At 49.6% G+C, this 23,334-nt stretch carries 23 protein-coding genes; 1 reads left to right on the forward strand and 22 read right to left on the reverse strand.

Annotated features, from left to right (window positions below):
* Positions 1–73 precede the first annotated feature (73 nt).
* The 7 genes from racE to WFK81_RS14710 all read right to left on the reverse strand — a co-directional run bounded on the left by racE (position 74) and on the right by WFK81_RS14710 (position 3,774).
* The gene (gene racE, locus WFK81_RS14680; protein WP_336787138.1) at positions 74–883 is read right to left on the reverse strand and encodes a glutamate racemase; all 810 of its coding nucleotides are present in this window, start codon (positions 881–883) and stop codon (positions 74–76) included.
* Between the two features lie 180 nt (positions 884–1,063).
* On the reverse strand, positions 1,064–1,459 hold the full coding sequence (locus WFK81_RS14685) for a YtxH domain-containing protein (protein ID WP_336787139.1): 396 nt from the start codon (positions 1,457–1,459) through the stop codon (positions 1,064–1,066).
* Positions 1,460–1,485: 26 nt separating this feature from the next.
* A complete protein-coding gene (locus WFK81_RS14690; protein ID WP_336787140.1) occupies positions 1,486–1,947 on the reverse strand; it encodes a DUF948 domain-containing protein in 462 nt (153 codons plus the stop codon).
* Positions 1,948–2,158: 211 nt separating this feature from the next.
* Positions 2,159–2,839, reverse strand: coding sequence for a helix-turn-helix transcriptional regulator (locus tag WFK81_RS14695; RefSeq protein WP_336787328.1), 681 nt, complete (start codon positions 2,837–2,839; stop codon positions 2,159–2,161).
* A 49-nt stretch (positions 2,840–2,888) separates the two neighbouring features.
* Positions 2,889–3,335: a DUF86 domain-containing protein gene (locus WFK81_RS14700; protein ID WP_336787141.1), complete on the reverse strand. Its 447-nt coding sequence runs from the start codon at positions 3,333–3,335 to the stop codon at positions 2,889–2,891.
* Between the two features lie 3 nt (positions 3,336–3,338).
* On the reverse strand, positions 3,339–3,461 hold the full coding sequence (locus tag WFK81_RS14705) for a hypothetical protein (RefSeq protein ID WP_336787142.1): 123 nt from the start codon (positions 3,459–3,461) through the stop codon (positions 3,339–3,341).
* A 25-nt stretch (positions 3,462–3,486) separates the two neighbouring features.
* Positions 3,487–3,774, reverse strand: a complete 288-nt coding sequence (locus WFK81_RS14710; RefSeq protein WP_336787143.1) for a Dabb family protein — start codon at positions 3,772–3,774, stop codon at positions 3,487–3,489.
* A gap of 124 nt (positions 3,775–3,898) precedes the next feature.
* On the opposite strand from WFK81_RS14710, the gene WFK81_RS14715 reads away from it, so the two are divergent.
* A complete protein-coding gene (locus tag WFK81_RS14715; RefSeq protein WP_336787144.1) occupies positions 3,899–4,141 on the forward strand; it encodes a hypothetical protein in 243 nt (80 codons plus the stop codon).
* A 44-nt stretch (positions 4,142–4,185) separates the two neighbouring features.
* On the opposite strand, the gene WFK81_RS14720 is transcribed toward WFK81_RS14715, so the two are convergent.
* The 15 genes from WFK81_RS14720 to WFK81_RS14790 form a co-directional block, all read right to left on the reverse strand.
* Complete coding sequence (locus tag WFK81_RS14720; RefSeq protein ID WP_336787145.1) at positions 4,186–4,575, reverse strand: cytochrome C oxidase subunit II; 390 nt, start codon at positions 4,573–4,575, stop codon at positions 4,186–4,188.
* A 144-nt stretch (positions 4,576–4,719) separates the two neighbouring features.
* On the reverse strand, positions 4,720–5,115 hold the full coding sequence (locus tag WFK81_RS14725; RefSeq protein ID WP_336787146.1) for a hypothetical protein: 396 nt from the start codon (positions 5,113–5,115) through the stop codon (positions 4,720–4,722).
* A gap of 75 nt (positions 5,116–5,190) precedes the next feature.
* A complete protein-coding gene (locus tag WFK81_RS14730) occupies positions 5,191–5,574 on the reverse strand; it encodes a phage holin family protein (protein WP_336787147.1) in 384 nt (127 codons plus the stop codon).
* Positions 5,575–5,678: 104 nt separating this feature from the next.
* A complete protein-coding gene (locus WFK81_RS14735; RefSeq protein WP_336787148.1) occupies positions 5,679–7,298 on the reverse strand; it encodes an extracellular solute-binding protein in 1,620 nt (539 codons plus the stop codon).
* 12 nt (positions 7,299–7,310) lie between these two features.
* Entirely contained in the window at positions 7,311–9,674 is a 2,364-nt protein-coding gene (locus WFK81_RS14740; protein ID WP_336787149.1) for a helix-turn-helix domain-containing protein, read from the reverse strand.
* Positions 9,675–9,887: 213 nt separating this feature from the next.
* Positions 9,888–11,018 (reverse strand): glycoside hydrolase family 88 protein, encoded by a 1,131-nt coding sequence (locus WFK81_RS14745; protein ID WP_336787150.1) that lies wholly within the window; start codon positions 11,016–11,018, stop codon positions 9,888–9,890.
* 37 nt (positions 11,019–11,055) lie between these two features.
* Entirely contained in the window at positions 11,056–11,937 is an 882-nt protein-coding gene (locus tag WFK81_RS14750; protein WP_336787151.1) for a carbohydrate ABC transporter permease, read from the reverse strand.
* A gap of 11 nt (positions 11,938–11,948) precedes the next feature.
* Positions 11,949–12,803, reverse strand: coding sequence for an ABC transporter permease (locus tag WFK81_RS14755; RefSeq protein WP_336787329.1), 855 nt, complete (start codon positions 12,801–12,803; stop codon positions 11,949–11,951).
* A 117-nt stretch (positions 12,804–12,920) separates the two neighbouring features.
* Positions 12,921–14,561, reverse strand: coding sequence for an extracellular solute-binding protein (locus tag WFK81_RS14760; protein WP_336787152.1), 1,641 nt, complete (start codon positions 14,559–14,561; stop codon positions 12,921–12,923).
* A 629-nt stretch (positions 14,562–15,190) separates the two neighbouring features.
* Positions 15,191–16,468, reverse strand: coding sequence for an ABC transporter substrate-binding protein (locus WFK81_RS14765; RefSeq protein WP_336787153.1), 1,278 nt, complete (start codon positions 16,466–16,468; stop codon positions 15,191–15,193).
* A 23-nt stretch (positions 16,469–16,491) separates the two neighbouring features.
* Positions 16,492–18,099 (reverse strand): response regulator, encoded by a 1,608-nt coding sequence (locus tag WFK81_RS14770; RefSeq protein WP_336787154.1) that lies wholly within the window; start codon positions 18,097–18,099, stop codon positions 16,492–16,494.
* Between the two features lie 15 nt (positions 18,100–18,114).
* A complete protein-coding gene (locus WFK81_RS14775) occupies positions 18,115–19,941 on the reverse strand; it encodes a sensor histidine kinase (protein WP_336787155.1) in 1,827 nt (608 codons plus the stop codon).
* A 58-nt stretch (positions 19,942–19,999) separates the two neighbouring features.
* Positions 20,000–20,812 carry a carbohydrate ABC transporter permease gene (locus tag WFK81_RS14780; protein ID WP_336787156.1) on the reverse strand — a complete coding sequence of 271 codons (813 nt, stop codon included), beginning with the start codon at positions 20,810–20,812 and terminating at the stop codon, positions 20,000–20,002.
* Positions 20,813–20,822: 10 nt separating this feature from the next.
* Positions 20,823–21,731, reverse strand: a complete 909-nt coding sequence (locus WFK81_RS14785; RefSeq protein ID WP_336787157.1) for a carbohydrate ABC transporter permease — start codon at positions 21,729–21,731, stop codon at positions 20,823–20,825.
* A 94-nt stretch (positions 21,732–21,825) separates the two neighbouring features.
* Positions 21,826–23,133, reverse strand: a complete 1,308-nt coding sequence (locus tag WFK81_RS14790; protein WP_336787158.1) for an ABC transporter substrate-binding protein — start codon at positions 23,131–23,133, stop codon at positions 21,826–21,828.
* Positions 23,134–23,334 lie beyond the last annotated feature (201 nt).

Genomic DNA, 23,334 nt, shown 5'->3' on the forward strand with positions numbered 1-23,334 from the left:
TATAAATGGAATTATAAAAAGGCTGCCCTTATCGCTTCACCAGGGAAACGCGAATCAGGACAGCCGTGAATTTTTATCCGATCTGAGGCACCTGCCATACGACGGGAGTCAGCTCTATCTGCTCCCCAAGCCACTGCTGGGCAATCGACTTGAACATTTGCGGTTCACCGCTGCAGAAGAATTGATGGACCGGCAGCTCATCTCCGCGAGACATCATTCCTTGCTCCTGGAGGATAGTGCTTACTTCGCGCGCAGTCTCGTCGGCCGAGCTGATCAGGTTAATGTCGGGACCAACAACCTCTTGTATGACGTCAGCGAGGAAAGGATAGTGGGTACAGCCCAGAATCAAGCTGTCCATCGGAAAATTGCGAAGATGGCCTATTGAGCTGTGGATGGTTTCATAGGTTTCGAGAGAACGGAAATTCCCTTTCTCAACGAGCGGAACAAAAAGAGGGCAAGCCTCGCTAATGACATGCACTTCAGGGGAGATTTCCCGTAAAGCATGTTCGTAAGCGCCGCTATTTATCGTTCCTTCCGTGCCGATTACACCGATGCAGCCGGTAAGCGTCCGGCCAACCGCCGCTCTTGCCCCTGGCTTAATGACGCCAACAACGGGGATATCCACGCTTGCGCGTATTTCTTCCAACGCAAACGCGGTTGCGGTATTGCAGGCTATTACAATCATTTTAGGACGAAATTGAATAAAATAATCTACGATTTCACGCGTAAAACGAGTCACAACCTTTGGGTCGCGCGGACCGTAAGGAGCTCTGGCGGTATCGCCAAAATAAACGATTCTTTCACGCGGCAGCTGGCGCATGACCTCTCTGGCAACGGTAAGGCCGCCTACGCCTGAGTCTAGTATCGCAATCGGTTGCTGCACAAACACACCGCTTTCTTGAACTTTTGATGTAAAGGAGACCATGAAGCTTCAATACTATATGAAACCCGGTTCGAAAATGTACCTCCAACATCTTATCTCAATTCCATACAAGGTTCAAGAAAAATACAGGGGATGTCAGTAGTTCAAGCAACCGATGTTGCGATACGTCTGACCGCTTAATTAGTTAATGGTTTGAAGCTCTTTCGCGTCTTCGAATACTTCTTCCGCGGCATCTTCAAAAGAATCCGCCGCTTCATCCGTAGCTTCCTCTACTGCTCCTGCCAGCTCGGCGCGGCGTTGTTTTACGCTGGATACAGCGGCCCCTGCTGCAGCTCTTGCCGTATCCGCCAGCTCAGTCGCCTGGTTACCGATTTGCTTCGCGATTCTTACCGTTGTATCGGATACTTGACCTGCCGCTCTAACGGTATGCTCCTGTACTCTTCTTGCGCCTTCCGAGATATCATGACGCAGTTCCCTGCCCGCTTTAGGCGCGAACAATAATGCCGTCACCGAACCAATGATACCTCCCGCGATTGCGCCAAACAGAAACCCTTTTGTTTGTTTACTTGTTGCCATGAAAAATCGCTCCCTTCAAATTAGAACTATTCACCCTGCCCGTTATTGGAGGGTTCATAACGTTTACGGTTAGTCTGCCAATGCTGCCAGAAAGCCATACCAAGCTCCATCCATTCCAGCATGGAACTCGCCTGCCGCTCTGCCGCCGCACTCTCCGCATGTTTGACTGCGGATTGCGAAATAACGCTGGACACGCGATGAATCGCCGTTGTCGTATGCCCGATCGCATCCCCGATCTGGCCGACCGCTTCAAACAGCCGGTTCGCCTGCTGCAGCTGCAAATGCGCAGTGTGAACCGTCTGCTGGGCCGTATCGGCAAATGCTCCCACTTTGCCAGTTGTCTGCCGGATATCGGCCTGCATCGCCTCCGCTTGGAGTTGCAGCTGCGACAGCCTGTTAAGCGCAACACGGACGCCAATCAAGAGGCCCGCAGCAAGAATTACAAACGTGATGGCAGCAATCAGCGCACTCCATTCCATAACCGTCATGACCATTCCCTCCTTTTGCTATAAGCGGGCGAATGCCCATTTCGTATTGCCATTATAAGCAGCATGGGCTTGACCTGACACAAAGGAAAGCAAATAAGGTGAAACGGCTATCGCGATTCTAAGCGAAGCAAGTTTCAATCCGGAAAATTCTAAGCCATATTTATAAGTGAACACTTATAAATCCTTAGAATTTAAAAAAGCTAACGGTCCGTTAAGAACCGTTAGCCTGATGTTCAATTCCGATCGTATAGCTGCATCTTCCCCCGCCTTTGGCAAGGCATTCCGTCCGCTCCACCTTCGTTTGGAGCAAGGACTCGAACAAGGAAAGCTCGCAGCTGCAAGCCTGCTCGTATTTGCCCGCAACTTGCGTAATCGGACAATTATATTCATGGAGAACGTATTGACCGTTATCCTTATCTTCTACTTTAGCCATGTAGCCGCCGGCATTCTGAATCGCTTCCAGCTCCGTTACTTTCTCCGCCAGGCTTTTTCCGGTCATTCTTGGCTCATACCGGTCCAGCAGCTTCTGCTGGCGCCCCTCAAACATCCGGGTAATAAGCCCTGCGGTTTCCGGGTCCTCCGCCAGCTCCTCTAGCAGGTCAAGCGCAAGAAGGTTGTAGTTCTTCGGGAAGCGTTCATCGGCAAGCCTCGTCAGCTCATAAGCGTGAACCGGCCGCCCCATCCCCTGCTTAACGGAGACGATGCTGATGCTGCCTTCGCGCTCGAGCGCGTACATATGCCGCCTTACTGCCATTTCCGTAATCCCAAGCTCTCCCGACAGCTGTCCTGCGCTTAACCGACCGTTCGTCTTCAGCAAGAACAAGATCCGGCCCCTTGTTGTTCCTTCCACGCTGCGGGACTCCGTTTCCATCGCGCGCTGCTTCTCCAGCATCAACCCATCACCACCTTTGCAGGCATTGTTAGGGTCATTGTAACGTATTTCAACCTTTTCGTAAATCGGATTCATCCGGCAGCTCGCGTTCCAAATACTGCTGCACAGACACGCCGAACAAACGAAGCTGCTCCGGGATATCCCTCGTCAAGGCATGCAGCTCGGCTCTTGGCCAGCCGTAATACTCCTGAACAAGCGGCTTGCGAAGCTTGACCAGCTCGATAAGCAGCGGCTGCATCGCTTCCGGGAAAGCACCCGCTTCTCCGGCAATCTCCACAATATCTTCGTAACTGCTTGCATCCCTTAAAATAAATCCGTCAATCAGGTAACTGCCGACATCCGTAACGGTCTCAATCGCGAGGTGCAAAGCCCGCTCCTGCGCCAAACCTTCAAGGAGCGTACCCTGCCAGCTTGATGCCAATGCTTCAAGTGCCGCCGCAATATCCGGAATAGCCTGTAGTCTGACTGCAATCTGTTCTTTATTTACATAATACATCTTTTATTCGCCCGCTTTCAGCCTTGCTTTCTTCTTTTTCCCTTTTCTCTTTAACCATGCCGTCATCACAACGCTGCTGATGAGGATCACGATCAAATAAGTCAAAATCTCAAAGACGTCTCCCATGAACGGTCCGCGCTCCCCTGTCCGATTAGCTTATGAAGTCAACGGCGACAGCAGCTTCGCGGACTTCGTTAATATGCTCGATGACTTTTTTATGTACAGGATGAACCTGGTACGCTTCAAGCGCTTCCATCGACTCGAATCTCGTGATCAGAGCGATATCGTAAGAGCGCGCCGAATGAATAACGTCAAGCCCGACTTCGATCGATTTCAGCTCGTCAATCTTGCCTTCCATATCCCGCAATACTTGAGCCGTGCGTTCTACATTCTCACTGCTTCCGTCCTTCAGCTTGAACAATACGATATGCGTAATCATAACTGGTCATGCTCCCTTCAACTTGTCGAATGACAAATATCCTTTTGTCACATAATAACCCAAGCAGTCGCATTACGGCAACATTAGCCTGAGAAAGGATCGGTACGTTATGCGCTATCCCGTTATGTTTGTGGCTACCTTCATAGGTCTTGCCCTATGTGTCTATAATTCAACCGGTTACGATCCGCATAATTTCGTGTTTTTTATGTTTAGCCCTCCGGCATGGATTGTGGACATGTTCGTCGACATCCATAAAGTAAACGTTCTTCTTATGTATGTACTCACCGTCGCGACATGGGCCCTTCTCGGGTTTATTGCGGACAGACTGATTGAACGCGGGAGAAGCCGTGACCGCGAAGGAGCATAAGAACAAATCGAAAGAGGAGCCCCGGGGCTCCTCTTTCCTTTTCATTATGCCGCATCCACAATAAGTTTTGCTTTCATATCCGCATGACCTGCACCGCATGGGACGGAGCAATGCATCACGTATTCGCCTGGCTTGTCGAATTCCAGGTTCGTCTGGAGATTATCGCCTTCGAGGTCTACGTTCAGATCTTCAATCTTCAAACCATGGATACCGCTTTTATTTTGCAGCTTCAGGATAACTTTGTCGCCAACCTTCACATGGTATTCCGTTTGACCGTAAGTAAAGTCGCTGTTCGCTTCAACTTTAACGAGTACCGTACCTTCAGGAAGTGAAGCAGATTCGTCTACCGGTTTGGCTGGGAGGCCGAATGTCAGCAAGTATACCCCGAGAAGAGATGCCGCTGATAATAGTACGAACATGATCCATTTATGCATTGCTACGTGCTCCCCTTTGCGATCTTATTGTCTTAGTGTTTAATTCTTATATTACATAAGATCGTCCGAAGTTCTCAACATTAAACTGCAGAATCAGGAAAAGTTTTTTCCCGAATATGACAAAACAATGAACTTTTTGTGACTTTAACTTTTGAAGTATTGCTTAATGGCTTGCTCCGATTCCGCCTTCAAATAGCTCCATGGCATATAGCAGCGCTCTGTGCTGCCGCGGCGTATGTAGACCGTCTCCATGCCATCCTTCAGCCTGCGCTCTTCCATCAGCTTGATGCCCGCCTTCCTGAACTGCAAGCGCAGCGCGGCCTGCTCCAGCAATACCCGGTCCTGTATGCCGCGGAGCAGCGATTCATACAGCCTCGGAAGCTTAATGGCGCCTGTACCCATTACCCTTATATCATGATCCAATATGAGCATCACGATTCCAAGCAGGATATAGCGCTGCACAAGCGTTGTTTCGTCCTCTGCCGAATAGGCCGGAGCCTCGCGCTCGCGCACCTGTTCATCCGCATACCGGATAACCATTTGCTATCGCCCCCTATAAATCGAACATTTGTTCCCATTATAGCGAACGCCGCTTGTACAACGCAACCCTTAAAGTTACTTCTCTTTATCCTTCAACACTTCGATCATTTTGCGTATACGGTCGGGAAGCGGAAGGCCAATCCGGCCGTAGTTCTCTATAATCGAAATGATTTCGTTTGCTATATAGAAATAAATCGCCGCTCCCATCGTTACGTTATCCAGCTCAAGCAAAATATCAATGCGATGCGCAAGAAGTATGACGAGCAGCATCATTCCTTTGCGCGCCAGCCCCCAGGCTCCGAAGAAGCTGTTCAAACCTCTTCCTTCTTTAATCGATGCTGTCATGCCTGATACGTAATCAATGCCCATCGCAACTACCAATAGAGTTAGTGATTCCATCCATCCGCCGAATGCAAACGTAATCATAGAGCCGATAATCCCGCTAACCGAGCAAACCATGACTAACTGCAACTCTCGCCACCCCTTTCTGCAAATAATCTATCTATTCTATGCAGAAAGAATAAGAGGTGCTTGTTCCAATGGTGTACATTCTATCAAACGGGCTATTTGTCATTATAGCGTTCAAGCGCCGTTTTCTGAATGGCGATCGCCCTGTCAATATTCAGCGCTTTTAGCTGGGCTACATAATCATCGAACGAATCGAGCGGATCAATCCCCAAAATAATGCGCAAGGACATTTCATCCACGAGCGTCGTGACATCCTGCATGATGGCTGAAAACTCCGCGCTTTCCCTTTCGGTCTTTTGCACCGGCGGCAGCATGTATTCCTCCACATCCGTATCCGCCCATATATTTACGGCTTCCTTCTGCTCCGGCAGCATATAATACTGCTCCATGTAAGCTGCGTCTTGCACGAAGGGGCCAAAATAACTCGCCCTGCTGTACATCGCAATCGCTTGGGACGGAGCAAGCTTGTCCGGATTATGAAGAATCAGATCCGTGTAAGTCGGCTTACCGCCTTGCATCGTATAGCTGACGCCTTCAATTCCGAAGTTGAAGAGCAGATGCCCCTCTTCTCCATAGCCGTAGTCCAGCATCCGAACCGCTTCTTCGGCATGGCTGCTTTTCGTCGAGATCGCGACACCGCCGCTGCTCATGTAAGGATTGACTCTTTGTCCGAACATCGGCCGCTCCCCTTGATGAAGAACCGGATAAGGCGCCGCCACGAATTCAGCATCCGGATCCTTCTCCTTGAGCAGCGGCAGCCATGTTCCGATTCCGGATCCTGCGTTCCAGATACTCGCGCCGCTCCTTCCGCTCAACATGCTGGAATCAATCGTTCTTGTGTCCACCGTTGCAATGTTGCGGTCAATCAGCCCTTCGGCATACCAATCGCGGAACAAGGCCAGGAACTGCTTGTATCCCGGCTCGATCGGGCCAAACTTGACCTGACCGTCCTTCAGATAGAACCCTTTCTTTACGCCAAATGCCCCGACAAATGCGCCATTCTCCAAGCCAAACAGCGGGCTTGGCGTACTGAGGAACGTAAGCGGCGCCTGCACGCCTTTTTTCTCCTTGAATGCCTTCAGTACCGTATGCCAGTCGTCAATCGTCACCGGAACGGATAAGCCCAGCTCCTCCAGCCAGTCCTTGCGGATAATTGGCCCCTGGTAAGTCCGCAGGCGAGCATCCCCTTGGATAAACGGAAACACGTAATAGCTGCCGTCCGCCGTCTTGATCTGCTTGTCAATGTCCGGATGCTCGCTCAAGTACCTCTTCAAATTCGGGGCGTATTTATCAATCAGATCATTTAGCCTCAGGATATAGCCGTCTTTTATCGCTTTTTCCGGCCCGCCGGGGAAGGTCGCCCATTCATATTCGATGATATCCGGCAGCTCGCCCGATGCCAGCATAACATTCAAAGCCTGCTTCGCCTGGTTGGCGGGTGGCTGGATGAATCTCAGATTCACGCCCGTACGCTTTTGCCATTCCTGGAAAAAGGGGACGTCCTGAAACCGCGGCTTTACACTCGCGGCATTGCCGTTTAATTCCGCCCAATAAGTCAATGTCTCGCCTGCTGTCGGCGATGCAGGCAGCTGCCGTTCCGCCTTCTCGTCGGCCGTTGAATGTTGTCCGTTATTGTCCGAATGCTTGCAGCCCGCCAGAAAGCTAAGCGAAAAAGCGGCGACCAGGAGGAGAGTAATTATGCGATAGTTCTTCATCATGAGATCCCCCTAGTTCATTTCCTTATATTTGCCCGGCGTTATGCCTTCGTACTTCTTGAATACCCGGATGAACGTTGCCGCATCGTTATAACCAACCGCCCTGGATACTTCATTGACGGATTCCTGAAGCTCCGTCATCCGCCGCTTGGCCTCGGCAATCCGGTATTTGTGCAGATAGTCCAGCAGCCCTTCACCCGTCTGCGTCTTGAACAGCTTGGACAAGTAGCTGCCTTTCAAATCGAATTGCTCGCCCAGCGTATTGACATTCATATTGGAATCGCCGTAGTTCGCCTCAATGTATCCGGCCACGCGGGCCGACAAATCCCGGATGGACTCGGCACGCTCATGCGTCATATTGGATTCCAGCCTTGTAGAGGCGAAAGCGCATACATCCTTTAACAAAGCATGTAGCTCCTGCCGCATCTCCTGAACCGTGTCGCAAGCCATAATGCCGTTCATCCAATTCGGATTATCGTTCAGGACGCTTCCTTTGCCGTCACCAAGCTCGTTGATGGCCTTCACCATCGTTCCAACCAGATTAAACATAAAGCATTTGGCCAGCGTCAGATTCATCATCGGCTGCTGGAAGTTGCGGTCCGTAATCTCATTCATAAAAGCGGAAGCCTGTTCAAAATCGCCAATCTTGATCAGATTAATCAATTGCTGCTCCGCCTGAAGCGGATAGTAATAACCGAACTGAACGGCTTCGGAAGGCGTCGTGCGGATATCGTCATACGTAATGATGCCTTTTTTGCCAAGAACCATTTTGTATTCCATCGCATCTACCGCTTCGCTATAAGCGGCAGCAATGCCCGGCAGAGTGCCATGCTTGCCGCTGATCGCCACCGTAAGATCCATATCATATCGCTTCAGGAAGCGCTGAGCTTCTGTCGCGATCTCATGCAGATCCTTCTTATATTGCTCTTCATCCCCGCTTCCGCAGGACAAATTCACGAGGCAGACCATCATGTCGTCCATTTCCGCCACGTAGCCCGCATGATCATAACGTCCGGCAAGCTCCTCCACGACATTGCTAATAATGAATTGAAGGAATCTTCTCCGTTCATTGTCATCGATGCCCGGCAGCTTCTCGTAAAGGCTTTCATCATTTTCGATCACAAATAGAATAACCGCGTAATCATCCGAGATTTGCTCCATCCGGTACGTCTTGAAGGCTTCCTCATACGGGATTGGCGAATCGAGCCGCCCTTTGAGAAGCCTGCTGAGCATATTCGACCGCAGCACGTTATGGTGCATCTGAAGCTGCATGGCGATTTTATCCTTCTCGCTTCGCGTCCGGCTGACCGCCCTCTGAATGAAATTCAGCTCATTCCATTCCATGTGTTCTTCATCGTTATTCTTATCGGTTAACGACTCTACAAGCTTCTGAATCGGCGAGTAGTTGCGGCGCATAAAGAACCAGGTGAGCACGCCTGCTCCCAAGACGCTGATCAGAACGCTCACTAGCGTCAGCTTCCGGACATATTCAGCCTTTTGCCAATAAATGCTACTAGGGATCACCAGCGCATACTTCAGATCCGATACCGACGATTGCAGGTAAAAGATTTCCGAATCTCCCGATTTCATCGAGGTTGGCATCTCTTCGCCGCCGCTTCGAACCTTTTGCAGGATAACCTCTTCGCCTTGCTTCTTCGGCAGATTGGACAGCAGCACCTCGTTATTCCGGTTCAAAATAAGAACATATCCTCCACTGAAGCCGGAGATGCTTTTGATGGCGTTCTGAAATCTGGCCAAATCCGACATGACCACAACCGTGCCGGCTTGTCTGCCGTTCAAGTCTTTTGGCAAATGGGTAATATAAGCAATAGAAGACTGCGTAACACCCGCATCCATCAGCGGCAGCAGCGTAAACTGATTATGCTCCGAGGTCTCTACCGCCGCCAGCCAGTCATCATAACTCATCCTGCCGGTGTCGTGAAGGGTGGCAAAGGCGGTCTTCATATCGCGGACATTGCCGGAGCGCAATACCGCATTCTCCCGCTCCCAGGTGACGTAAAATTCATCAATTGAAGCATAAGAGGTTTGATAGGTTTGAAATTCCTTCACGAGCTGATAAGCGTCATATTGCGCATCGGCTTCCGATCTGCTCGAATACATCAAGGTCTGAAGCCTTGCATTCCAGGTCAGCTCCATAGTCAGGCGCTTCATCTGGTCCACCTGATTATCGATGGTATAGCCAACCTGCTTGAGCAGCGAATCATTGGCACGGTGAATTTCGCTTCGAAGCGCCGCGCTCGACTGCGAATATACAATTAAGCTGATTAGAATCGGTACGAATAATACCGCGCAATAGGAAATCAGCCACGTTACGATAATGCTCTTCCGTTTCTGCCATATGGATCGAATATTCAAACCAAAATCTCCTCGCCTGTACGTAAATGTTAGGATTGCTCATGTTGTTTGCCAGCTTTAGACCCCTATTATACGCGTACAAAAGGTGCCAGAGGAAGTTGCAATATGTGCAAAACGATTGACGATAGCTCTACTGAAGCCCGAAAACCAGCACAAATAGCCCGTTTGGAATGATCCAATCGGACTATTTGTACTGTTAAGCGATCATCGGTATTAGAACATGCGCTGCTTCCAGCCGTTCAGCTTCGCGATGGCTTCGACGAAGAAATAGTCTCCATAGATAAGAGACACATCCACGTTCTGTCCCGCCGGTTTATGGCCGGTGCCATGCTTCAGAATCGCTTCATGCGAAGGTTCGGTCCATGTGCCGTAATTCGAATAAAGCGACGCCAGAATGCGCTCTGCCGCTTCGCGGTAAATACGTCCTTCCTTCTCGGTCAGCAGAGCAGCCAATTCGATCAGGCCCGAAGCGGCAATCGCTCCGGCCGACGTATCGCGCGGCTCTTCCTCCATCTGCTCCGATGCCCGGAAATCCCAGTGAGGAACATGATCATCAGGCAAATTGGCGATAAAATAATGCGCAACGCGCTGCGCTGCGCGCAAATATTCGATATTGCCGGTATAACGGTAAGTGTTCGCCATTCCGTACAAGGCCCAGGATGCGCCGCGGCTCCAGCCGGAATTCGGCGCTGCCCCTTGCCCGCCGCGCACCTGGTCGAATTCGCCCGTCTCCGGGTGGAAGCAGACAATATGATTCACCGATCCGTCCTCGCGGATAAAATATCTCAATACCGTATCCGCATGGGCGCTGGCCATATGCGCAAAGCGCGAATCCCCGCTCTCGGCCGATGCCCAGTATAGGAGCGATAGATTCATGCAGGTATCGATAATCGACCAGCCATGCATGTCGCCGTTCCAGGCGCGGATGAACCGGCCATTCAGATTAAAGCGTCCCGCCATAAAGTTTGCGGCGAACAAGCCGCGGCGCAACGCGTCTTTATCGCCGGTGATGCGGTATTTCGCTACCGCCGTCGGCAGGAAGTGGAAGCCTACGTCATGGTCGAAGGAGTTGGGCTGAAGCATTTGCGCTTCAAGCCGCTCATCCCAATTCCAGGCTGCCTTCTTATATTTCTCGTCGCCGGTCGCTTCGTTCATCAGCCACAGAATACCCGGCCAGAAGCCCGAAGTCCACCAGTCGATTCTTTGATCATCGTAAATGCCGTCTGCTTTGGCCACATGCGGGGATTTGTCCCCGATTTGAACGATCATGCGGTCTACCTTCTCTTCAAGCTGCTTCCAAATGCGCTTAATATCCAATTTGCTTTGAGTAGAGCTTGCTTGCATGTTCCCTGCCTCCCGGATTTTTCTCTTGGACTATAGATCAGCCTTTAACCGAGCCTACCATAACGCCTTTGACGAAAAAGCGCTGCACAAACGGATAGACGCATAGAATCGGAACCGTGGCCACCATAATGGTCGCGTATTTAATCGTTTCGCCAATCTGGAACCGGTCTCCTGCCGATGCGCCCGATGCCATGCTGTCCGTCGAGTTCGCAATAAGGATCTCGCGCAGCACCAGCTGCAGCGGGAACAGCTCGCGGCTTCGGATAAAGATCGAAGCGTAGAACCAGCCGTTCCATTTGTCTACGGCATAATACAGAATCATAACCGCGATAACCGGCATCGAGAGCGGAATGATAATCCGGAACAAAATCGTAAAGTGATTAGCCCCGTCGATTTTGGCCGATTCCTCAAGCGCTTCCGGAATGCCTTTAAACGCGGTACGCATAATGATCAGGTTAAACGTGCTGATCGCAAACGGAATAATCGTTGCCCATAACGTGTTCAAGAGGCCTACGCCTTTTACAACGAGGTAGAGCGGAATCAGACCGCCGCTGAAAAACATCGTTAACAGAATCATGCCCATGAACAAATTGTTCCACAGGACATCCCGGCGGGATAAAACATACGCGCCAAGCGCGGTCATAATCAGGTTGAGAACCGTACCGCATACCAGAATAAACAGCGTATTTTTGTAACCGGTCGTAATGCCCGGATTTTTAAACACGCTCGTATACGCATCGAAGCTTAATCCTAATGGATGCCATAAGATGCCTTTATTGGCTACAAGCTGCCCCGCGTCGCTGAAGGAAGCGAACAAAACGTACAGCAGCGGATATAACGTCGACACGATGAGGAGGATCAGGACGGCGTATACAACGACATCGAACACTCTCTCGGATAAAGTCGCCTTCATTTGCATGGATTCTCACCTCACCATAAACTGCTTTTATTCACTTTGCGGCTGATATAATTGGCGGTTACGAGCAAGGCAAGGTTAACGACGGAGTTGAACAATCCGACTGCCGAGCTGTAGCTCCATCCAAATTCCAATAAACCTTTCCGGTAGACGAAGGACGAGATCACATCCGCCGTATTGTAGGTAACCGGATTGTACAACAGAATGATCTTCTCGAAGCCAACGTTCAGCATATTGCCCATCCGCAGGATGAACATGATCGTAATCGTCGGCAGGATTCCCGGAAGCGTAATAAAGAAGATCTGCTTGATCCGGCTTGCGCCGTCTATTCTGGCCGCTTCGTACTGCTCCTGGTCGATGCTCATTAGCGCCGCGATATAAATAATCGATTCCCAGCCGATCCGCTGCCAGATTTCCGACAAAATGTAAATCGGACGGAACAGCTCCGGCTTCTGCAGCATCGCTTGGCCGTCATAGCCAAACAGCATAAACAATCTATTGATAATGCCGTCAGCGTTCGTAAAGTCCGTAATGATCCCGCAAATGACTACGAGGGAGATGAAGTAAGGCATATACGTAATCGTTTGGGCTACCCGTTTGAATGTCTTATTGCGAACTTCGTTAATGAGCAGCGCCAATATTATGGGAGCGGGGAACTCGAAGATTAACGAATACAAGCTGATGACAAGCGTATTCTTAAGGATTCGTGTAAAGTAATAGCTGCCGAAGAAATCATGGAAATGCTTGAGACCCACCCAGTCACTGCCCAGGATGCCTTTCATCGGAGAGTATTCCTTGAAGGCAATTAACGCCCCGTACATGGGAATATAGTGAAAAATAAGGTAATACGCGATGACGGGAAGCATCATCAGATAGAGCAGTTTATTTAGCTTAAAATCGCGGATAAAGCGGTTTTTCCCCACATGCCTCACTCCTTATTGAAGGAGAAGGAAGGGCCTCACGGCCCTCTCCTCTCTTGCTATCTATTAACGGCTGTTGTAACGGTCAAGCGCCGCTTGCTGAATTTCGATCGCGCGATCCAGCTTGAGCAATTTCATTTTGTCCACGTATTTGGCGAACGCATCTGCCGGCTCCGTGCCCAGAATGATCTTCAGGGACATTTCGTCCACCAGCGTGTTGATATCGTTCATGATTGCCGCATACTCGGAAGCTTCTTCCGGCGATGGCGTGATTGGCGGCAGCTGGTATTTCGCCGCGTCCGTTTTTTGCCATGTGGTTACCGCGTCGCGCTGCGACTGAAGAGCAAAGAATTGCTCGGCATAACGTTTGTCCTGAACGAACGGACCGTTGTAGCTGCCGCGCGTATAGAGCGAGATCGCTTGCGCCGGAGCCAGCTTGTCCGGATTCTTCAACAGAAGATCGGTGTAAGTCGGGTAGCCGTCCTTCATGTTGTAGCTGACGCCTTCCGTACCGAAGTTAAAGAACAGGCCGCCTTCTTCGCTATAACCGTAATCAAGCATTTTGACAGCGAGCTCAGGATCTTTCGCTTGCGTCGTGATCGCTACCGTACCTTCGGATGCATAAGCCGTGTTATGCTGGCCGAATTTAGGCGTGTCGCCTTTCTTCAGTACCGGGTAAGGAGCGCCGATCAGAACGGCTTTTGGATCCTTCGCTGCAACAAGCGGCTGCCATTTGCCGATACCGCCGCCGGCATTGCCGATCGAAGCGCCCGTTGCGCCGGACGCAATGTTGCCGTCAACCGATTTGGTGTCCGCCGTTGCAATGTTCTTGTCGATCAGGCCTTTCGAATACCAGTCGCGGAACAGCTCCAGGTATTGCTTGTAGCCCTCTTGCTCCGGACCAAACACGACCTTGCCGTCTTCCTGGTAGAAGCCGCGCGTTACGCCAAACGCGCCCATAAAGGCACCGTTGCCGCCGTCGTTAAAGAAGCGTGGCTTACTGTTGAACGTAAGCGGTGCCGCCGCGCCTTTCTTTTCTTTAAATGCGGTAAGCGCCGCGGTCCAGTCGTCGATCGTTTCCGGTACCGGCAGGCCAAGCTCATCCAGCCAGTCTTTGCGGATAATCGGTCCCTGGAACACGCGCAGATATTCGTCGCCGCGGATGAACGGGAAGGCGTAATAGCTGCCGCTGTCCGTCTTCACCATTTTGTCGATGTCCGGATTTTCCTGCAGATACTTCTTCAGGTTAGGCGCGTATTTATCGATCAGATCATTCAGCTTTACGATATAACCGTCCTGGATCGCTTTCTCGGGACCGCCCGGGAAGTCGCCGATGAAGTTGTACTCCACCATATCCGGCAGCTTGCCGGATGCGAGCATCACGTTAAACGCTTCCTTTACTTGACCGGTTGGCGGCTCCGTAAATTCGAGCGGTACGCCGGTTTTTTTCTGCCATTCCTGGAAGAACGGAATATCTTTGTGGGATTCCTTCACGCCGATCAGCTGACCGTTAATTTCGCCCCAATACGAGAGCGTCTTATCCGTCTTGATCGGATACGTTGTTGCTTCTGCCGGCTGTTCCGCCGTGCTGCTGCCGTTACCGCCCGTGTTCGAGCTGCCGCCGTTCTTATCATTATTGGAAGAACACGCTGCGAGCATTGTTCCCAGCAAAGCGATGCTGAGCGAACCTGCTACCCATTTTTTCATGACCCTACCTCCGTTTAATTGTGTAGTGAAATGGCTACTTCCACAGAGTAAAGGAGCGGAGGGAGAGTCGATATGGGCAAAAGATGCAATCAAATGGGGATTTGAGAAGGGGGAATTGAGGATTTCGCCATTTGTATTGGTGGAGGGAGTGATGATTTGTACAATGCAATGGGAGAAATCGATAAATAGATGTCGAGGATGTGGGGGGAATGGCAGAAATGTATCTCCTTCGACCGCTGTTGCCATCGTGAAATTTTGAATCAACTCGTTTTCAATGAGATTTCACGACTGGCAAAGGCGAACGCTTCGCTTCTCAGGAGATACATTTCCTCTATTCCTCCCTTCTCTCGGAGAGAGAGAAAATGAAAAAGGATAGAGATTCGGCAAATGTCCGAAATCTCTATCCTTTTTTAGTGTAATTTCCTCCAAAGACCTCCGGGACACGGAACGAAACCGCATTCGGCGTAGAAGGATGTATGTTTGGAGTCATAGGTTAAGGTTACGATCTCAAGCAGGGTAATCAGAGTGGCGCCCTTCCCAACCCACGAGTCCTCTTAATGCTGGGACCTCATGCGGTTCAATGGGCAGATTGATCCTAATGTCTTGCTCCATTTGATGATCTCCCTCCCTCAGCTTGCTAACAGGTCGTTTAACTTTTGCTCCAGATCAACGAGGCCTTTCGCGGGATCCAGACGGTTCGCAATGATATTCTGAAGCTCTTCTGACAGAACGGTGTACAAAGCGGAATATTTGTCCGTATTGGGAGCCAGCTTCACATGATGCGACGATTCCAGGAACAGCTTACGGTACGGAAGGCTCTGATAGCGGGAATCGTTTTGCACCGTACTGTTGGCAGGTACATGCCCCGCTTCCCCCCAGGTCAAGCTGCCGACTTCCGAGAAATAACGGATGAAAGCCATCGCCGCAAGCTGCTTCTCCTTTGTCACATAGGTTGGAATAACCAAGGTATGCGAGCTGCCCCACTGTTTATTCCCGCCGAACAAGGACGGAAGCTCCGTTATCCCGCTCTGGAATGACGAATCCTTCAGATGATGCCCCGCTTCCCATATTCCTCCCATCCAGAATACGGACTGGCCGTTATGGAAGGTATCCCACGGCGTTTTATCGTTAAGGTCGCTTAGACCGCTGGCAAACAGCTTTTGATAAAACCGGAGCACTTCAAGCGCCTTATCGTTATTGATCGCCGCATGCTTCAAATCGGGAGTGAGCAGCTCGCCTCCGGCTTCGTAATACATATCCAGAAACGGCTCCTGGAAATAAGGCGTATTCACGGCAATCGGCTGTACACCGGGCAAACGGTCGTGAAGAGTAGTAAGGAAATCCATAAACTCCTGCGGCGTTAGATGGCGGAGCTTGGAGACAACCTCGTCCTCGTCCAATCCGGCTTTAGCCAGCAAATCCTTGTTGTAATACAGCATGTGAAAATGCGTATCGATCGGAACCGCATACGTCTGGCCGTTATAGATAACGCTATTTCGGTTTGTTGCTTCAATATGACTGAAATCTAATCCGGCATTTTGCGCCAACCCGTCTAGCGGAATAATCTGCTTCGCTTTTACAAACGGCGATACCCGGTCCGCATGGGCAACGGCCACATCGGGGCCTTTTCCGAAAGATAATGCCGTGCTTAGCCGAACGTAATATTCGTTGGACTCCAGACGAAGCTGCCGGACGACGATTCCCTGCTGGGACTCGTTAAAGTCTTTAATGATTTGGCCAACATAGTCTCCTTCCCCGCCGCCAAACGGATTCCAGAACAAGATTTCGACCGGAGCTTTGGCCGTTTTACGGACAGGTGCTTCAGCTTTATCCGAACCGTCGCATCCTGTTAGCAATCCTATGCATGCCGCCATAACGAACAACCATGCAGAAAGCTTTTTCCCCACACTTTCACCTTCCGCAGACATATTTATTGCCCTGTTTCAGAGCTGTCTTTATTCCCTTTATTCTCTTTCACCAAGCTTCTATATTCCGAAGGGGTAGCTCCCGTAATCTTCTTGAATACTTTCGAGAAATATTTCGGGTCCTGAATGCCAACCATCTGCCCAACGTCGGCAGCTTTCATCTCACCTGCGAGCAATACCTTTGCTTTCTCAATCCTTACCCTCGTTACGTATTCAAGAAAGCTCTCCCCGACTTCTTTCTTAAACAAATTCGCAAAATAATTTTTGCTCAGATGAACGAAATGACTGAGGGACTGCAAGGAAATTTCCTGCTGGTAATGCTGCTGAATATATTGCGTTGCTTTTATTATACTGTTCCGGTCACTGTTATAAATGCGGATCATATGTTCAAGAAGCTCTGCGAAGGCTTGGAGGAACCAGTCGCGGCTTTGCTCAATCGTCTCCAGCTTCGATAATTGGTCGAAATACTGTTTTTTCAGATGGACCACATGCTGCTGATCATGGGATACATCCGGCCATATCGCCGTTAGAATCATGATCAATTCAAGGGAGATGAGCTGCACCAGATCCGGATCCTGCCGCCTGCCCAGCTGATCAAACAAGCCGTTCACATAATCGTGAAGCTCCTTGGACTGCAATCCATACAGCAAAGTATGAATATGGGACTGGCTTACCTTGATTGGCGGGCCGTCCGCTTCCTTTGCCCCGGTCAGCTCCGAATAAGAGATAGCTTTCCCGATTCCCGCAAACATGCTTTGCTTGGCCGCTGCCAAAGCCTCGCCGTATGCCTTGCTTAGCTCCGTCCACTCGCCTACTCTTCCGCTTAACCCAATCGTACATACCAGTCCGTAAGCTTGCGATAGATGGGAGATGATCCGTTCCGCCAGCTGCTTGATCCCACCCGCTTCGGCAGCCTCATGCTGCGGAACCGGGAGCAGAACGTTTATTTCCCCTTGTTTATCCGCAAACACAACAAAGCTGCGGTCGTTTCCGATCTGTTCGAACGTTTCATGAATGACCTGCTGCTTCTCAAACAACCCGTAGTCTCTCGTGTGAAAAAGCGTGTACAGGAGATAGGCAGGCAGATGCAGACCATTAAGCTCCGCTTCCTCCTGAATCGATTCGGCTTCTCCATCTTCCGGCCGGCTTCCTTCAATTAACCCAAGCAGCAGCTTTTCCTTTCGTGCCGGTTCAACAATCGACGCTTTTGTATTTATTTCGGGATCTGGTTCGGCCGTATCCAAGGAGGCTTTGACTTTCATTAATGCTTTTTCGAAGTCCCTTGGCATCATATCCGACTTGATCATATACTCCGAAACTCCGTAACGAATGGCTTTTTGGGCATATTGGAACTCTTCCAGATTGCTTAGAATAATTACTTTCATCATAAATCCGCTGCTCCGGACTTCCTCAATAAGCTGAATGCCGTCCATTACCGGCATCTTGATATCCGTAATCAGAATATCGGGAGGATCCTGGCGAATAAGCTCCAGTGCCTCTTTTCCGTTGGCGGCTTCGCCCGTTACTTCCAATCCTACCTTCTCCCAATCGATCATAGAGCGAATACCGTAGCGTACGATAAACTCATCCTCGACAATCATCACTCGGTACATCTGCCATAATCTCTCCTATTCCACATACGGAAGCTTGATCGTAACCGTTGTTCCCGCTTCCGGCTCGCTTGCAATATCAATACCATACGTTTTCCCGCTAATGAGCTTGATCCGTTCATCCACATTCGCGAGCCCGATTCCTCCCGTCTTGCCGCCCTGCTCCTGATTCCGGAGAAGACTCCTTGCATAAGCCGGATCCATCCCTTTCCCGTTGTCGGAAATCTGAAAGCGTATACCTCCGTCGGGGCTTCTAGTACAAGAAATATCGATTTGACCCTCTTGCTCCGAATCGGAAAAAGCATGCAGGATCGCGTTTTCGACAATCGGCTGAAGAATCAGTTTAGGGGTCTGCAAATGACGGACGGCGTCTTCTACATAGACCTCCGTTTTGATTTTATAATTAAACCGGAACTTCTGAATCCCCAGATAACATTGCACATGCTCGATTTCCTCTTCCACGGTGACCGTCTCTTTCCCTTTATCCAAGCTGATCCGCAGCAGGCGGGACAGCAGGCTGACCATCTCCGCGGCATTATTCGCCTTCTGGATAAGGGCCGTCCATTTGATAATATCGAGTGTATTATACAGGAAATGAGGATTGATCTGCGCTTGCAAAGCTTTTAGTTCCGCTGTTCTTTTCTGATTTTGCTCCTCGTACACCGTCTTCAGCAGCTCATCAATCCGGGCAACCATATAATTGAAATTATTGCCCAATATATCAAACTCGTCGCTATGTTTCTTGACCCGGAACCGGACCGTCAAATCCCCCGACATGACCTGTCTCATGAGCCGGATCATCTTCAGAATCGGATTACTGATCGAATTTGCAAGAAAAATGGCCGTTATGATGGAGAACACGATGCAGAGCAGCGCAATAATCCATATCGTCCGCAGCAGACGGTCGGAATCCTGATACAGAATCGATTCGGAGATAACGTTCACGACTATCCAGTCATTGGTATGAAGCTTTTTGTAATTAACAATCAGCTTCTTCCCCTGCTCCTTAAGTGGAAAACGGTATTCCTCAAAGCCGGAATGTACGATTTGATTATAACCTTGTTCCCCGAGCACTTCTTTTACATTTTTCCCAATCATGTCATTATTGCCGTAAGAAACGATCTGGCCTTGACCGTCGATAACGAAGCTTTGAATATCCCGGTTGTTGTTGGTTGAGCTTGAACCAAGCTCCTTCAGCACCTCGCCGCGGATATCCAGTACGGCTATGATTCCTACCGGGCTGTCGTCCGAAGTTTTGTAAATCTGCTTGGAGAGCGAAAAGACATGGACGTTTTGCGTGTTCAAGCTGTCTACATACGTGTTAAGGCGGGTCGGAAACCATTTGAAATTGCTTCCGTCCTCAAGCGTAGTCAAGAAACCGCTTACCTCTTCGGGCGTGCGGTTCTTCCATCGGTAAATTCCTTTTATATAATGATCCTTGGAAATAAACGATATGGATTGAATGTCCTGATTAATCGCAATAATCGTGGAAAGCTTTGTCGTCAGCGACAAGCTGTCGATATCGTAAGGCTTTGCCGCGCTTGTCTTATCCAGATCCCGCAGCATTCGGATAATCTCGCCGTTATTCACGACCTGCATCATCAGGTCTTTATAGATGCCCAGACGGGTATCGATGTTATCCGCCGTCTGCTTGAGCAGCTGCTCCGAATACTCCGTTACCTTCTCGTTAATGGTAGATTTGGAGAGAGAATACGAGATCGTCCCCATCACGATTAACGGCGTCAGGGAAAATAGAAATAAGAGCAGCATCCATTTGTAGCGTATGCTGCTCTTCCATATATTCATCGAGGGCAAAAACCTTGCCCAGCCGGATTGTTTTCTCATTGTACCTCGCTGCTCCTGCCGGACATGCCGTTTTTATTGGCAAACGTCTTCCTAAGTACTAGCCTTTCACGCCCGACATCGCCACCCCTTGCACAATATGGCGCTGTAGAATGGCAAAGACCAGAATCGTCGGAATAGCCGCAATGCCGCTTGCCGTCATAATCATATTTAAAGACATATTATTATTCGATAAAAACGTAGGCAGTCCTGCCGACAGTATCATATTTTCTTCCGAGGTAATCGTTAGATACGGCCAGAGGAAATTATTCCAGGATAAAATCAGAAAGAATATGCCAACCGATACCATTGCCGATTTCGTCAGAGGCAGGCAGATGTTCCACCATATCCGGAAGGTTCCGCTTCCGTCAATTTCAGCGGCTTCGATATAATCCTTCGGAACGCCGTCCATAAATTGCTTGAGAAGAAGAATGCCAATCGGATTCGTAAGGCCGGGAAGAATAATGGCCCACTTATTGTCAATCAAATGCAGATGCAGCGTCGTTTCGTATAACGGAATCAGAATCGCTTCCGTCGGAATAAGAAGTCCCGAGGTAATGAGGACAAATAAAAAGCCTTTGCTCTTAAACGGCATTTTGGAGAAAGAATAGGCAGCCAGAGAGCTGAGTAATATGGATAACAGCGTTGTAATGATGCCGATAACCGTACTGTTCCAGGTCCATCTAAGGATCTCGGAGCCGGTTATCACCTTCTTGTAATTGCTGAACGTCAAATCCGCGAAATGAACCCAGTCGGACATGGCATAAACATTCGTACCGTCCGGCTTCAAGGAGACAAGCAGCATCCAGATGAGCGGGAACACGAAAAGAACCGCCAGTACCGTTGCAATGATGTTAAGAGCCCACTTGTTCATGTTAATCCCCTCAATCCTTTCGATCCGTTAGTTTAAATTGAATGACCGCAATGAGCAGCATAATGACGCAAAACACGATGGACTGCGCGGAGGCGAGGCCAAACATGTCTTTCTTGAAGCCCGTCACGTAAATATAACGGATCATCGTGTTCGTGGAGTCTCCCGGACCGCCGCCGGTCATAATCTGAACTTGACCGAATAGTTTCAAGCAGCTGATGACCTGGTAGAAGATTTGAATCTTCATGACTCTCGACAATCCCGGTATCGTAATATGCCAGAATTTGCTCCATGCTCCAGCCCCGTCGATCGTAGCTGCTTCATAATGATCCTGGGGAATTTCCTGAAGACCCGCCAGGAACAGCACCATAACGAATCCAACCGTCCACCAGTCCGTCGCAATCGTAATCGCCCACCATACAAACCGGTGGTCCGTCAGCCAATTGATGTCCTGAGGCAAGCCAAGAAGTCCCAATAAGCCGTTGACCGGACCGTTCTTTGGATCAAACAGCTTCAGCCAAATAAAGCTGATAACCGAAACCGACAAAACATAAGGAAGAAAATATACGGAACGAATTAAGGTTCTCAGCCAGATCCGTTGATTAATAATGAGCGCCAGAACCAGCCCCAATATGAGAACCGTCGGAGCACAGATGAGCACAAAATAAAACGAGTTCCATAAATAGTTGTAGAAATCGCTATTTTCAAAAATCCGTTTATAATTATCGAGTGCCACGTACCGCTGCATCCCTTGAATATTCCAGACATGCAGGCTGATCCAGGTGCCGCGCAGGACGGGCCACAAATAGAATAGGGCGAACGGGATCAAAAATGGAAAAATATACAGTATCGCTTTTAGCTCGGCTTTTGCCCGGTTGCCCGATACTCTTTTCTTGCGCAGTTCAATCGGTTTGGTATCCATATGTGTTTCTCCCTGCTTCTCTGCTTCATTCATTTATCTAGGAAAGGCCGGGCAGCAATCCTATCCTTGCCCAGCCTTCCCTTAAAGAACTATATTAGTTAGCCAAAATCTCGTTAATCTGCTTCTCCAAATCCTTCAATCCGTCTTCAGCCGACTCGTTATGGAAAATGATGTTCTGCAGCGATTCGGCAATGGTCGTAATGATTGTCGTATAGTTATCCGTTTGCGGCGCGAATTTGACGGTCTTCTGCGCTTCGATAAAGAACTGGCGATAGGGCAGCTTATTGTATTCTTCGCTTGCCGTTACCTTGCTGTTTGCAGGCACGTGACCCGCATTACCCCATGTCTGACCGCCCACTTCGGAGAAGTATTTCATAAACTTGGCAGCAGCTTCTTGTTTCTCCGCAGAGACATACGACGGAATTACAAGCGTATGCGAGCTGCCCCAATGCGTCTGGCTTCCGAAAATCGCAGGCAATGGCATTGCGCCGATATGTTTCGAAGCATCTCCAAGCAGTACTCCCGCTTCCCATACTCCGCCAAACCAGAAGGCGGCTTTGCCGTTGCTAAACGTATCCCAAGGATTCTTATCGTTAATATCCGCATACTGTTTTGTATAAATGTCATCATAGAATTTCAATACGCTTAGTGCTTTGTCATTGTTAATAGCCGCTTTCTTCAAATCCGGCGAGAGAATATCGCCACCGGCTTCATAGTACATATTGAGGAAAGGCTCTTGGAAATAAGGCGTGTTAACGGCCATCGCCTGCACATCCGGAACGGCTGTTTTAATTTGAGCTAACGTATTCAAATAACCTTCGGGACTTACATTATCGAGTTTAGGAGTCTCATCTTCATTTAAGAGATTCGCCTTTTTGAGAATGTCCTTATTGTAGTAGAGCATGTGGAAGTGGGTGTCGAGCGGTACCGCATAAGGCTTGCCGTCATAAGTAACGCTTGTGATATTCGATTGGCTGATCTGTCCGAGGTCAAACCCGACTTTGCTTGCCAACTCGTCAACGGGTACAATTTGTTTCGCTTTCACAAAAGGAGAAATCCGGTCGACGTGGGCTACGGCTACATCCGGACCCTTAGAAGAGGAAAGCGCCGTGCCTAACTTCGCGTAATATTCGTTCGATTCCAGACGAAGCTGCTTCACAACCACCTCTTGCTGCGAATCGTTAAATCCTTTAATAATCTGATCGACGAAATCCCCTTCGCCGCCGCCGAACATATTCCAGAACGTAATTTCTACCGGACTGCCGCTTTTTCCGCCTGCGTTTCCGGCATTCGATTTGTTATCCGTGTTACCGCCGCCGTTGGACGAAGAACATCCCGTTACGGCTAGTGCCAGCGCCATCCCAGCGGTCAGCATCATTCCGGCTTTCTTCTTTGCTCTCATGTTTCGACTACCCCTCTCTTATTGGAGAAAGCGCTTCACGAAAAATGTAAGTGCTTTCTTTAATCCTTACTTTATCGTGTTTGCTTCTCCAGCCAAACCGATAAAACGCTCAATTTAGGGATACAAAAATAATATCTGCTAGTAGGGGCAGGTAGACGATCTTACGATTGGTGTCAAAATGAAAGAAAAAGCAACGATTCC

Source organism: Paenibacillus sp. MMO-177 (assembly GCF_037147795.1).
Classification (GTDB): domain Bacteria; phylum Bacillota; class Bacilli; order Paenibacillales; family Paenibacillaceae; genus Pristimantibacillus.